The sequence below is a fragment of the Pseudomonas sp. SA195 genome (assembly GCF_054131565.1).
Map to the genome: position 1 here is coordinate 2,215,067 of NZ_CP096392.1, position 13,761 is coordinate 2,228,827.

Consider the following 13,761-nt stretch of genomic DNA (forward strand, 5'->3'; position numbering starts at 1 on the left):
ACGTGCGCCCGGTACCGGTTGCGAGGCTTACTTGCCCTGACGCAGCTCGTCCTTGTACTGCATGAAGTCTTCGCGGGTTTCCTTCAGGCGCTCGAGCGACTGCTCGGTGCCGTAGTAGCTCACCGGCTGCTTGAAGGTCTTGCGCAGCTCTTCCGCGTACTCCGGCATCTCGGTGATCTGCTTCATGATGCCGGCCATCTTCTCGATGATTGCCGGGTCGGTGCCGTCGGGGAAGGCGACCACGTACGGCTTGTCCATGACGAAGTCGACGCCTTGTTCCTTGAACGTTGGAATCTTGCCGAGCAGCTCGTTACGTTCCGCGTTGGGCTGGCCAAGGGCGACCATTTCACCGCTGGTCACGTAGTCCTGAACCGAGCCGTAGCTGATCGCGGCCAGGTCGATACGGCCACCGAGCATGGCAACGACCTTCTCGGAAACTGTCCCGGCGTCGACCATTTTCAGTTTGGTGTCGGTCAGGCCTTCGAACATCAAGCCCTGCAGGTGGGAGTAGCTGCCCATCTCGGTGCCGTAGGTCACGCTGCTGGGTTCGGCCTTCGACTTGGCGATCAAGTCTTCAAGCGATTTGATCCCGGAGTCCTTGGACGCGACAAAGATAGCGCCCTTGTCGACGCCGGCGATGCAGCAGATGTCGAACGCATCGAGGCTGTCTTCGGTGAGGCCGGCGACCTCATTGACGATCAGCTGGCCGGTATGGGTGAAGAGAATGGTGTTGCCGTCCGGGTCGGCCTGCTTGACCTGCTCGGCCGCCAACGTGCCACCGCCGCCGGCGACATTGGTGATGACCATCGCTTCGCCGGTGATCTTGGTGAAGTACTTGGCCATGGTGCGGGCATTGAAGTCGGTGTCGCCGCCAGCGTTGGCGATCACCACGACCTGTACCGGGCGGCTGGGCCAGTCGGTTTCGGCAGCGAAGGCGCCGCTGACGGCGGTGGCCAGAACAGCGGAAATAAGGGAGGCGCTGATGGTTTTTTTCATTGTTGTCTCTCCGGTGGTTTGCGGTTGCGTCGTAAAAAAGGGTGTTTCTTCTTATGGGCGGCCCAGGCTCGGTTGCTTGGGGTCGTACTTCCAGCCAGGCACCAGGTACTGCATGGCCATGGCGTCGTCACGAGCGCCGGTGGCGACTTTGTTATAGAGCGTGTGGGCGGCCATGATCCTATCCATGTCCGGCTCGATGCCGAGGCCCGGGCGGTCAGGGACCTGGACCTCGCCACCCACGATCTGCAGCGGTTCACGGGTCAGACGTTCTTGGCCTTCCTGCCAGATCCAGTGGGTATCGATCGCGGTAATGGTGCCCGGCGCAGCCGCAGCGGCATGGGTGAACATGGCCAGTGACACATCGAAGTGGTTGTTCGAGTGCGAACCCCAGGTCAGGCCGAACTGTTCGCACATCTGCGCCAACCGGACCGAGCCCTGCATCGTCCAGAAATGCGGATCGGCGAGCGGGATGTCGACCGACTCGAGGCGCAACGAGTGGCCCATCTGGCGCCAGTCGGTAGCGACCATGTTGGTGGCGGTGGGGATGCCGGTGGCGCGCTTGAACTCCGCCATGATTTCACGCCCGGAGTAACCGTTTTCCGGCCCGCACGGATCTTCGGCGTAGGCAAGGATATGATCCTTGCCCTTGCACAGCGCCACAGCTTCGGCCAGCGACCAGGCGCCGTTCGGGTCCAGCGTGACGCGGGCGTCGGGGAAGCGAGCCTTGATGCCGGCGACTGCCTGCATTTCCTCTTCCCCACGCATAACGCCGCCCTTGAGTTTGAAATCCTTGAAACCGTAGCGCGCACGGGCAGCCTCGGCTAGGCGGACTACAGCTTCGGGCGTCACCGCTTCTTGGTGGCGCAGGTGATACCAGTCGTCGGCCGAACCGGTTCCAGCCAGATAGGGCAGGTCGGTCCGGGTGCGGTCACCGACATAGAAGAGATAGGCCAGCATGGGCACGCTGTCGCGCTGTTGCCCGTTGCCGAGCAATTCGGCGACCGGTACCTGCAGATGTTGCCCGAGCAAATCCAACAACGCTGCCTCGACTGCCGTGATGACATTGTCCAGCCGGAGGTTGATCTCGTGCGGCTGTTTGAGTACGGCGGCTTCGGCATCCGAGGTGACCTGGTGCTGGGTGGTCTGGGGCCCTGCGGCCGTGCCACCGGCAATCGCTTGGCGCAACGTGTTGAGGATGCGGTTGTAACGGCCTACTTGCTGGCCCTCGACGAGGCCGCGGGTGCGCTCAAGTGCTCGGCGAATGCCTTCGCCGCCCGGGACTTCGCCGATTCCACTACGGCCGGCGCTGTCTTCCAGAATCACAAGGTTGCGGGTGAAGTAGGGGGCATGTGCGCCGCACAGGTTGAGAAGCATGCTGTCGTAGCCGGCAACCGGAATGACCTGCATCCGGGTAACGACGGGCGTGGCGTGGTGGGCGTCTGACATCGAGTTACGGGCTCCTGATTATTATTGTGAGCGTTTCGACTGGCGGTGCTGCACTAGCCCGGCGACTGCCAGACTTGGAGTTCGGGGGCGGCTTGATAGGTAAAGGAAAGAGGTGAAGAGACACCGAAAGCGCGCTGCACGATGCAGGCGGTGGAGCGGTGCGGGCGCTGTCTGATCAAGACAGGCAGTGCAACGCTTTGGCGTGCGGAATAAGTCATGGCTTTTCGGGCTCTGGTTGTTTTTGTCATACGTCGTCGTATGACTTGCTGAGATTTTTAACAGCGCAATTTGGCGATGTCAAATCACCGAAACACTTTCATCGGCCGCTGTGACCGGCCGGTCTACGTTTGGTTCGTTGACTCGCTATAAACAAGGTTGACGGTCGATCGATATGAGCTCGAGAAGACGTCAGTCGCGTAGACTCGATCCACGCAAGCCCGCGCCAGAGCCGTTCAAGAGAAAAACACACAAAGCGGTAGCATCCTCTAAAGTTGTACGATAACGTATCTCAAGGCTGCGGCCCCTTACCTCATAACACCGATAGCTTCATAGGATGCTCAAACAATGAACCCACAAGAACTGAAGGCCATCCTCTCGTCTGGTCTGCTGTCATTTCCGGTCACCGATTTTGACCAGCAGGGCAACTTCCACCGTGCCGGCTATGTGAAGCGCCTGGAATGGCTGGCGCCTTACGGCGCAACGGCGCTCTTCGCCGCCGGTGGCACGGGCGAGTTCTTTTCGCTGACGCCTCAGGAGTATCCGGAGATCATCAAGACGGCCGTCGATACCTGCGCCGGTCAGGTCCCGATCCTTGCTGGCGTTGGTGGCCCGACCCGCGTAGCTGTTCAGATGGCCCAGGAAGCTGAGCGTCTGGGAGCGAAGGGGCTGCTGCTGTTGCCGCATTATCTGACCGAAGCGAGCCAGGAAGGCGTAGCGAAACACGTTGAAGAGGTCTGCAAATCCGTGGACATCGGTGTAGTCGTCTACAACCGCAACGTGTGCCGCCTGACCGCGCCGCTGCTTGAGCAATTGGCTGAGCGCTGCCCGAACCTCATCGGTTACAAGGACGGACTGGGCGATATCGAGCTGATGGTCTCCATCCGCCGTCGCCTGGGCGATCGCCTGACCTACCTTGGTGGCCTGCCGACCGCGGAAGTCTATGCCGCTGCGTACAAGGCGCTGGGCGTGCCGGTCTATTCGTCCGCGGTGTTCAACTTCGTTCCCAAGACGGCAATGGACTTCTACAAGGCCATCTCGCGCGACGACCACGAAACCGTAGGCAAGCTGATCGACGATTTCTTCCTGCCGTACCTGGACATCCGCAACCGCTGCAAGGGCTATGCCGTCAGCATCGTCAAGGCGGGCGCCAAGATCGCTGGCTATGACGCGGGCCCGGTTCGTGCTCCGTTGACTGACCTGCTCCCCGACGAGTACGAGGCGTTGGCTGCGCTGATGGCCAAGCAGGGCGCTCAATAACCGCCCGCCCGGAAAATCACTCGCCCCATCTGCTAGGTGCGCGGGCCAGCGGCTTGCTCACCGGCGGACAACACGAAGGAGAGAATTACGTGGCAGACGCAAAGCGTTACGACAACTACATCGATGGCCAATGGGTAGCCGGCAAGAACTACCAGGCCAACATCAACCCCTCCGACCTGTCGGATGTCATCGGCGAATACGCTCAGGCCGACGCGGCCCAAGTCGACGCAGCCATCGCCGCCGCCCGCAAGGCATTCCCGGCCTGGTCCACCTCCGGCATTCAGGCACGCGCCGATGCGCTGGAAAAGGTCGGATTGGAAATCCTCGCGCGTCGTGAAGAACTCGGCGCCTTGCTGGCTCGCGAAGAGGGCAAGACACTGCCGGAAGCCATCGGCGAAGTCGCCCGTGCCGGCAATATCTTCAAGTTCTTTGCTGGCGAATGCCTGCGCCAGGCCGGTGAGACGCTGCAGTCGGTTCGCCCGGGCGTGAGCGTTGAGGTCACTCGGGAGCCGCTGGGCGTGGTCGGCCTGATCACGCCATGGAACTTCCCGATCGCCATTCCCGCTTGGAAGATCGCACCGGCACTGGCCTACGGTAACTGCGTGGTCATCAAGCCGGCGGATCTAGTGCCGGGCTGCGCCTGGGCACTTGCCGAAATCATTTCGCGCGCGGGTTTCCCTGCGGGCGTGTTCAACCTGGTGATGGGCAAGGGGCGTGAAGTTGGCGAGGCCATCGTCAATGACAAACGCGTCGAAGCGGTCAGCTTTACCGGTTCGGTGGGCGTCGGCCGTGGCATCGCGGCGACCTGCGCAGCGCGCCAGGCCAAGGTCCAGCTTGAGATGGGCGGCAAGAATCCGCAGATCGTGCTGGACGATGCCGACCTCAACGTCGCCGTCGAACTCTGCACCCAGAGCGCGTTCTATTCGACCGGCCAACGCTGCACGGCCTCCAGCCGCATCATCGTGACCGAGGGCATCTACGATCGCTTCGTCGAGGCAATGATCGAGCGCGTCAAGAAGATCAAGGTCGGTTCGGCGCTCGAGCAGGGCGTGGATGTTGGCCCGGTGGTATCGCAGGCCCAGCTTGAGCAGGATCTGAAATACATCGAGGTCGGTAAGGAGGAGGGCGCTCGCCTGGCTTGCGGCGGTGAACGCATCAGCTGCGGCACAGAGGGTTACTTCCTCGCACCGACGCTGTTCGTCGACAGCACCGCCGACATGCGCATCAGCCGCGAAGAGATCTTCGGCCCCGTGGCCAACGTGGTGAAGGTCAAGGATTACGACGAAGCACTGGCCATGGCCAACGACACCGAGTTCGGCCTATCCGCTGGCATCTGCACCACCTCGCTGAAGTATGCCAACCACTTCAAGCGGCATTCCCAGGCTGGGATGGTGATGGTCAACCTGCCAACTGCGGGCGTGGACTACCACGTGCCGTTCGGTGGCCGCAAAGGGTCGTCCTATGGCTCACGTGAGCAAGGTCGCTATGCCCAGGAGTTCTACACCACGGTGAAAACCACCTACATCGGCTAATCGACCGCGGCCAGCCGGGCATCTGCATGATTTGGCAGGCTGCCCGGTGGCCAATCGATTGACCCGCAACGCGGACCATAAGAACAAAAGAGAGACGTCTATGAACAACGCAAATCAGGGTGCGCCGGTCATCACCGAGCTCGTAGTGGTTCCGGTCGCCGGCCAGGACAGCATGCTGCTCAACCTGAGCGGCGCCCATGGTCCGTATTTCACGCGCAACATCCTCATTCTCACGGACAGCGCCGGCAACACCGGTGTCGGCGAAGTCCCGGGTGGCGAAGCGATCCGCAAGACGCTCGAAGACGCCAAACCCATCCTGCTCGGCCAGTCGGTCGGCAATTTCAATGCGTTGCTGAACCAGGCGCGCAAGGCGTTCGCCGATCGCGACGTCGCGGGCCGCGGCCTGCAGACCTTCGACCTGCGCATTGCCATCCACGCCATTACCGCCATCGAGTCAGCGCTGCTCGACCTTCTCGGCCAGCACTTGCAGGTTCCGGTCGCCGCGTTGCTAGGCGATGGCCAGCAGCGCGACGCGGTGGAGATGCTTGGTTACCTCTTCTATATAGGTGACCGCAACAAGACGGATCTCGGCTACCGCGCCGAAACCGACGCCAGCGATGCCTGGTTCCGCGTGCGCAATGAAGAGGCGCTAACGCCAGAAACCATCGTGCGCCAGGCCGAAGCTGCCTATGAGCGCTACGGCTTCAAGGACTTCAAGCTCAAGGGCGGTGTGCTGCCGGGCCGTGAAGAGGTCAAGGCCATACGTGCGTTGGCTGAGCGTTTCCCTGATGCACGCATCACCCTCGACCCCAATGGCGGTTGGTCACTGGCCGAAGCGATTGAACTTTGCAAAGACCTTCACGGCGTGTTGGCCTACGCTGAAGACCCTTGCGGTGCCGAGAACGGCTACTCCGGCCGTGAAGTCATGGCCGAGTTCCGCCGCGCCACGGGCTTGCCAACCGCAACCAACATGATCGCCACCGACTGGCGCCAAATGGGCCATACCATTCAGCTGCAATCGGTCGACATTCCGCTCGCCGACCCGCACTTCTGGACCATGAGCGGCTCGGTACGCGTCGCGCAGATGTGCAATGACTGGGGGCTGACCTGGGGCTCGCATTCCAACAACCACTTCGACATTTCGCTGGCGATGTTCACCCACGTGGCGGCCGCCGCGCCCGGCACCATTACGGCGATCGACACGCATTGGATCTGGCAGGATGGCCAGCATCTGACGCGCGATCCGCTGAAGATCGTTGGCGGCAAGGTCGCTGTGCCGGCCAAGCCTGGGCTGGGTGTCGAGCTGGACCGCGATGCGCTTCAGCAGGCGCACGAGCTGTACCTGTCGAAGGGGTTAGGCGCTCGTGACGATTCCATCGCCATGCAGTACTTGATTCCGAACTGGACGTTCAATAACAAGCAGCCCTGCATGGTGCGCTGAGCGGCTCGAATCGTGAGCGAGCCCGACCCACGGGCGCGCTCGCGAAGAGAAGGCTGCGCTGATGCCGCAGGAAGAGACAGATTTGGCGCGCCTACGGCGACCGTTCGCTCCAAACGATAACAACTCCAACCGGGCCAACCGGAGATCGACATGAACGAAACCGTGGAACTGATACAACACCAGGATTCCGCGCGCTGCATTCGCCTGAATGAGGCGGACAACGTCGCGGTGGTCGTGAACGACGGCGGCGTGCCGGCCGGCGCGCAGTTCGAGGATGGCTTGGTCACGGTCGAAGCCGTGCCGCAGAGCCACAAGGTCGCCCTGGTCGATATCGCCGAGGGGGAGCCGGTGCGCCGCTACGGGCAGGTCATTGGCTACGCGCTAGCGCTGCTGCCCCGAGGGAGTTGGGTCAAGGAAACCCAGTTGAGGATGCCGAGCGCACCACCGCTGGACAGCCTGCCACGCGCCACCGCGGTACCGGACCGGCTCGACCCGCTCGAAGGCTACACGTTCGAGGGCTACCGCAACGCTGACGGCACCGTTGGTACGCGCAACATTCTTGGCATCAGTACCACCGTGCAATGCGTTACGGGCGTGCTGGAACACGCGGTCAAACGCATCAGAGACGAACTGCTGCCCAAGTACCCGAACGTCGATGACGTGGTGGCGTTGACCCACAGCTACGGCTGCGGCGTGGCGATCAACGCACGCGACGCCTATATCCCGATCCGCACCGTGCGCAACCTGGCGCGCAACCCCAATCTGGGTGGCGAAGCGCTGGTCATCAGCCTCGGTTGCGAGAAGCTGCAGGCCGAGCAAGTGATGCACGAGGGCGATCCCTCGGTTGATCTGCGTGATCCATGGTTGTATCGGCTACAGGAGTCGAACACCGGCTTCGGTGAAATGATCGAGCAAATCATGGCTCTGGCCGAGACCCGTCTGAAGAAGCTTGACCAGCGCCGCCGCGAGACGGTGCCAGCGAGCGAGCTGGTCCTCGGTATGCAATGCGGTGGCAGCGATGCCTTTTCCGGCATTACCGCCAATCCGGCGCTGGGTTACGCTGCGGATCTGCTGGTCCGGGCTGGCGCGACGGTAATGTTTTCTGAAAACACCGAAGTTCGTGATGCGGTGTACATGCTGACCGCCCGTGCCGAGTCACCAGAGGTCGCCGATGCGCTGATCGCCGAGATGGACTGGTACGACCAATACCTTGAGCGCGGCGCCGCCGACCGCAGCGCCAACACGACACCGGGAAACAAAAAGGGCGGGCTGTCGAACATCGTCGAAAAGTCGCTGGGCTCGATCGTCAAGTCCGGTAGCGGTGCCATCAACGGCGTAGTCGGGCCCGGTGAGCGGGTCGAGCGCAAGGGTCTGATCTTCTGCGCGACGCCGGCATCGGACTTTGTCTGCGGCACGCTACAGCTCGCCGCTGGCATGAACCTGCACGTGTTCACCACAGGGCGCGGCACCCCGTATGGCTTGGCCATGGCGCCGGTCGTCAAGGTCGCGACCCGAACCGAACTGGCCGAGCGCTGGCCGGACCTGATCGACATCGACGCCGGGCGCATCGCCAGCGGCCGCGCGACCATCGAGGATCTGGGCTGGGAGTTGTTTCACTACTACCTGGACGTCGCCAGCGGCCGCAAGCAAACCTGGGCCGAGCAACACAAACTGCACAACGACATTGTGCTGTTCAACCCGGCCCCGATCACCTGATACGCAGGACTGAGGCGACGGTGTTGTGGCTGGTCGCGGGCAGAGCCCGCTCCTACAGGTGTGCCAGCGCTTTTGTAGGAGCAGGCTCTGCCCGCGACCCAACTGAGCGGTTCGGCATAGATAGCAGCGCTTACCTTGGACTAGACGCATTAAAACCCGCCAGCCGGAGTTGCCATGAACGCGCACACGTTGCTGCACGCCCTCGAAGCCATAGTCGGACCTGCCGGGATCGTCTGTGACCCAGCGCGAATGGCCAGCTACCTTAGCGATTGGCGCAATGCGTACAGCGGTCTCGCGGCGCTAGTCGTGCGACCGGCCACGACGGAGGAGGTGGCGGCGGTAGTGCGGCTGTGCCACGAGCACCGCGTCGGGCTCGTTCCGCAAGGCGGCAATACAGGCCTGTGCGGCGGGTCGATTCCCGATGCGAGCGGCACCCAGGTCGTGCTGTCTTTGACACGCATGACGCGGATCCGCCAGATCGATCTCGCGAACGAAACCATCACCGTCGAGGCCGGCGTGGTGTTGCAGCACCTGCAAGAGGCGGCAGCGGAGGTGGACCGGTTGTTTCCGCTGTCCCTCGGTGCGCAAGGTAGTTGCACCGTGGGCGGCAATCTCGCAACCAACGCTGGCGGCACCGCCGTCTTGCGTTACGGCAACATGCGCGACATGACGCTGGGGCTGGAAGTGGTGCTGCCCGACGGGCGTATCTGGAACGGTCTGCGCGGGCTGCGCAAAGACAACACGGGCTACGACCTCAAACACCTATTCATCGGTTCCGAGGGCAGCATGGGCATCATCACCGCGGCGGTGCTCAAGCTTTATCCGGCGGTGCGCAGCATCACCACGGCCTGGGTTGCCCTGCCGGATGTGGGCTCGGCCATCGAGCTGATCGGAGCGATCCGTGGCCTCTGCGGCGACCGCCTGACTGGCTTCGAGCTGATGTCGCGACAGAGCGTCGATTTCGTCCTTCGGCACGTTGACGGTTGCAGCGATCCTTTCGCCGAGGCGCATCCGTGGTACGCCTTGATCGAGCTGAGTGACGCCCAGCCGCGTGCGCCACTCAACGACCTGCTCGAAGCCGGCCTTGGCGACGCGCTCGAGCGCGGCCGGATACGCGATGCCGTGCTGGCCGGCAGCGAGGCTCAGGTCGCCAGTTTGTGGGCGATGCGCGAGGGCATTTCAGAGGCGCAGAACCACGAAGGCCCCAGCCTGAAACATGACATCAGCGTGCCGGTCAGCTGCATTCCTGAATTCATCGAACGGACCGATCAGGCACTGCTCGAGCGATTTCCCGGGGTGCGAATTGTCACCTACGGCCATGTCGGCGACGGGAATTTGCACTACAACATCAGCAAACCACTGGCCAGCGATGACGCCACCTTCAAGGCAAGGCAGGCGGCAATCACAGACGTCATCTATGACGCGACGGCAGCCTACAACGGCAGCATCAGCGCCGAGCATGGTCTCGGCCAGGCCAAGCGCGAGGCGGCAATGCGCTACAAGGACCCCGTGGAGCTGGATTTGATGCGCACGCTCAAGCACACGCTCGATCCGCAGGGCCTGATGAACCCTGGCAAGGTGCTCTGATGCGCACGCTAGGGCCGTCGCGAGGTCCACACAATCGAACCGCATAGACTCGAGGTATTCCGTGACCTGCATTCTCCAGCTCGGCCCCCTGACTGATCGCTTCAACCGCGCACTCGCCGCCGAGCACGAAGTCTTGCGTTATTGGGACACAGACACCAACGCCATGCTCGAAAAGCAGGCGGAGCGCATCGACATCATCGTCACCTCGGCGCGCTTCGGCTGCACGACGGCGCTGATGGATCGCCTGCCCAACCTCAGGGCCATCATCAGCTTCGGCGTTGGTTATGACGCCATCGACGTGACCGCCGCGCATGCGCGGGGCGTCGTGGTCAGTAACACGCCCGATGTGCTCAATGAATGCGTAGCCGACTTGGCGTTCGGGATGATCATCGACTGTGCGCGGCAAATGTCACGGGCCGATCGTTTCGTGCGTGCCGGCGAATGGCCGTCTGGTGGCTTGCCCTTGGCGACGCGTGTGAGCGGCAAGCGGCTCGGGATCGTCGGCCTGGGGCGCATCGGCGAAGCGGTTGCCAAACGATCCAGCGGCTTCGACATGCAAGTGCGTTATCACAACCGCCGCCCAGTCAAGGATTCGCCCTATGGCTACGAGGGTGACCTGGTCGAACTGGCGCGCTGGAGTGATTTCCTGGTGCTGACCTGCCCGGGCGGGGAGAGCACGCGCAACCTTATCGATACCCCGGTGCTCGAGGCGTTGGGACCGAGCGGCATACTCATCAACGTGGCGCGCGGCTCGGTAGTCGACGAGCCTGCGCTCGTTCAAGAGCTGCTCGAAGGCCGACTCGGCGGTGCGGCGCTGGATGTCTACGCCCGCGAACCGGACGTGCCGGCGGCATTGCTCGGGCTTCCCAATGTCGTGCTGTTGCCGCACATCGGCAGCGCCACCGAGGAAACCCGGCTCGCCATGGAAGAATTGTTGTTCGCCAACTTGCGCGCCTTTCTAGAGCGCGGCGCAGTGCTGACGGCTGTCTGATTGCACCCACGGTGCATGCGGTACCGCTGCCGGACCACAAGCCCGGCTGGCGGCCTTTGACCCTGGCGCCATCGCGCCGCTGCCACGAGCGGCGGTGGCTGATGGCGCTTTTTATTCATTACACCGGAGCCGACCATGACCGATGCCCAGCCAAACCTGACCGAGATCGGATTACAAAAGGGGCCGCTGCGCCTCGCGGTTTGCCCGTCACTGGGAGGCGCAATCACCCGGTTAAGCGTTGGTGGCATCGACCTGCTGCGCCCGTGGGATGGTTCCGACAGTGTCCGCCGCACAGGCTGCTTTGTACTGGCGCCGTTCTCCAACCGCGTGGGCGATGCCGGCTTCCAGCATGAAGGGTATCGCTATGCGTTGCGCAGCCTATCCGCCGAGCATCCTTTACCCATCCATGGTGTCGCCTGGAAACGTGCGTGGCGGGTGTTCGAGCAGGCTGACGATGCGCTGGTGCTTCGATACCACCACCGCGCCGAAGGCGACGCAGCGCATGACTGGCCATTTCATTTCGAGGTCGAGCACCGGATACGGTTGGATGAGCAGGGCGTCACGCTGCAGCTGTCGCTGCGTAACACCGACACCCGTTCAATGCCGGCTGGATTGGGCTGGCATCCGTACTTTCTGCGTCACGATGGCTGTGACCTGTCGTTCACAGCCCAGGCTGTCTGGGAAAACGACGGGCGCAACTTGCCGGCGCGGCAGATACCAGTGCCAGAGCGATGGGATTTCTCGACGACGAAGCCGCTGGGTGAGCCGGGGCTGGACAACTGTTTCGTAGGCCGCAACGGCCCTGTGGAGGTCCGCTGGCCGGAAAAGGGCGTCGAGCTAACCATCACGCCAGACGCCGCGCTTGGGCACCTGGTCGTCTTCACGCCGGCCTGCGAGTTGGGCTTCTTTGCCGTGGAGCCGGTGACCCACGCCAACAACGCACTGTGTATGGCCGACCCGGGCGCCAACGGCATCCGCATCCTCGCGCCGGGGGAAGAACTAGCAGTGAGCTGTCGGCTCGGCGTGCGGCGAATCTAGGGCCACCATTGTGCGCACTGGAGGCGCACAGTAACTCGGCACGCGGCAGCCTGGCCGGTGGGCAGTGCGTTTGCCCCACCGTGGCAAGGGCACTTGGCTGACATTTAGCCATCGACAAAAAAAGCCCGTCACAAGGACGGGCGAAGTTTTCCGCAACAGGAGTGAGGAGAGTTGCGTCCAGCGTGGTGGAGCTGGCTTACAGAATTGACAGCGGGTAGTTGATGATCAGGCGGTTCTCGTCCCAATCGTTGCCGCTTCCAAAGTCGCGACGCAGGCTGGAGTTACGCCATTTGATGTTGAGGTTCTTCGCCGGGCCGCTTTGAACGGTGTAGGCCAGTTCGCTTTCGCGACCCCATTCCTTGCCTTCTTCGTCGCCGGCGAGGTCGATGTTGTCGCCCTTGATATAGCGGTTCATCAGGGTCAGACCCGGGATGCCCATCGCTGCGAAGTTGTAGTCATGGCGCAGCTGCCAGGAACGCTCGCCGGCGGCGTCGTAGCTGTTGTTGAAGCTGTCGTTCGCGAGTGAGCCGCCGCTGGTGCCGTTGACGCGCATCCAACCAGTATCGCCACTGACTTTCTGCAGGCCGACATAGAAGGTGTTGCCACCAGCCTTGAGGCCGAACAGACCGGAATAGGTCTTGTTGTCCAGCTCGCCAGCCAGAGCGCTGCCGTCGTCTTCGCCTTGGAAATAGCCGAGGTTGGCAGTCAGGGCCAGGTCGGCACCGAGCGGTTGGGTATGTAGGAACTGGGCATACTGCTGTTCGTAAACGTCTTTCAGCTCAGCAGTCCAGAGACCAATCGTCGTACGGTTTTCATTGAACGCGTATTCGCCGCCGAGGAAGTTGAAGCGATCAGAGGCGCCGCCGTTATAGGTCATGTCCTCCATGCTCGCGTCGTCGCGCGGGCTGTTTTGACGGAACTGACCGCCATAGAGGCTCAAGCCAGCGATTTCCTTCGAGGTGATCATGCCGCCTTCGAAGGTCTGCGGCAGCGAGCGGCCATCGTCCGCACGCAGAATCGGCAGAACAGGCATGAACTCGCCGATCTTCAGTTCGGTGTTGGAAAACTTGGCTTTGGCTGCAACGCCGATACGGCCAAAGTCATCGGCTGGGCGTCCATCGGTGTGGCGTGGCAGAAGGCCGGTACCAAAGGTGCCACGGCCGCCGTCGAGCTTGACCGCGACGCCTGCAAGTACATCAACACCGAAGCCAACCGGGCCCGGGGTGTAGCCAGACTGTACGTTGAGGATGAAGCTCTGCGTCCATTCCTCGGCTTTGCTGCGGCTGTTGCCGTTCACGAAGTTGCGGTTGTGATAGAAATTGCGCGCGTTGACGCTTGCCTTCGTGCCGTCGACAAAGCCTTCGGCCGCGTTCGCTGCGACGGGGACACCGAGCGCAAGCGAGAGGGTGCCCGCCATGACAGCGACGGACAGGGGGTTGCGTAGGGTCATTGTTGTTGTGCTCCCTTTTTTGAGTTATCCGCACCCGCGGCATTGCCGAGTGGGGCGGGTGTAGCGCGGCCGTAGTCACGGCACAGTC

Annotated in this window: 10 protein-coding genes; 7 read left to right on the top strand and 3 right to left on the bottom strand. The window is 62.5% G+C overall.

Annotation, left to right across the window (positions count from 1 at the left end; all coding sequences use genetic code 11):
• Nucleotides 1-27: 27 nt before the first annotated feature.
• Nucleotides 28-996, bottom strand: a complete 969-nt coding sequence (locus tag M1D78_RS10305) for a tripartite tricarboxylate transporter substrate binding protein (protein ID WP_437419355.1) — start codon at nucleotides 994-996, stop codon at nucleotides 28-30.
• A 51-nt stretch (nucleotides 997-1,047) separates the two neighbouring features.
• A complete protein-coding gene (locus M1D78_RS10310; RefSeq protein ID WP_437419354.1) occupies nucleotides 1,048-2,442 on the bottom strand; it encodes an enolase C-terminal domain-like protein in 1,395 nt (464 codons plus the stop codon).
• A 564-nt stretch (nucleotides 2,443-3,006) separates the two neighbouring features.
• Here M1D78_RS10310 and kdgD point away from each other — a divergent pair.
• The 7 genes from kdgD (at nucleotide 3,007) to M1D78_RS10345 (ending at nucleotide 12,223) form a co-directional block, all read left to right on the top strand.
• Complete coding sequence (gene kdgD / locus M1D78_RS10315) at nucleotides 3,007-3,918, top strand: 5-dehydro-4-deoxyglucarate dehydratase (RefSeq protein WP_437419353.1); 912 nt, start codon at nucleotides 3,007-3,009, stop codon at nucleotides 3,916-3,918.
• An 89-nt stretch (nucleotides 3,919-4,007) separates the two neighbouring features.
• Complete coding sequence (locus M1D78_RS10320; protein ID WP_437419352.1) at nucleotides 4,008-5,450, top strand: aldehyde dehydrogenase family protein; 1,443 nt, start codon at nucleotides 4,008-4,010, stop codon at nucleotides 5,448-5,450.
• Nucleotides 5,451-5,550: 100 nt separating this feature from the next.
• Nucleotides 5,551-6,891, top strand: a complete 1,341-nt coding sequence (gudD, locus tag M1D78_RS10325; RefSeq protein ID WP_437419351.1) for a glucarate dehydratase — start codon at nucleotides 5,551-5,553, stop codon at nucleotides 6,889-6,891.
• Nucleotides 6,892-7,053: 162 nt separating this feature from the next.
• Nucleotides 7,054-8,607 (top strand): galactarate dehydratase, encoded by a 1,554-nt coding sequence (gene garD / locus M1D78_RS10330; RefSeq protein WP_437420350.1) that lies wholly within the window; start codon nucleotides 7,054-7,056, stop codon nucleotides 8,605-8,607.
• A 174-nt stretch (nucleotides 8,608-8,781) separates the two neighbouring features.
• Nucleotides 8,782-10,194 carry an FAD-binding oxidoreductase gene (locus M1D78_RS10335; protein WP_437419350.1) on the top strand — a complete coding sequence of 471 codons (1,413 nt, stop codon included), beginning with the start codon at nucleotides 8,782-8,784 and terminating at the stop codon, nucleotides 10,192-10,194.
• A 61-nt stretch (nucleotides 10,195-10,255) separates the two neighbouring features.
• Nucleotides 10,256-11,185 (top strand): 2-hydroxyacid dehydrogenase, encoded by a 930-nt coding sequence (locus M1D78_RS10340; protein ID WP_437419349.1) that lies wholly within the window; start codon nucleotides 10,256-10,258, stop codon nucleotides 11,183-11,185.
• A 135-nt stretch (nucleotides 11,186-11,320) separates the two neighbouring features.
• Nucleotides 11,321-12,223 (top strand): aldose 1-epimerase, encoded by a 903-nt coding sequence (locus M1D78_RS10345; protein ID WP_437419348.1) that lies wholly within the window; start codon nucleotides 11,321-11,323, stop codon nucleotides 12,221-12,223.
• A 196-nt stretch (nucleotides 12,224-12,419) separates the two neighbouring features.
• Here M1D78_RS10345 and M1D78_RS10350 read toward each other — a convergent pair whose 3' ends face one another.
• Complete coding sequence (locus M1D78_RS10350) at nucleotides 12,420-13,673, bottom strand: OprD family porin (RefSeq protein WP_437419347.1); 1,254 nt, start codon at nucleotides 13,671-13,673, stop codon at nucleotides 12,420-12,422.
• Nucleotides 13,674-13,761 lie beyond the last annotated feature (88 nt).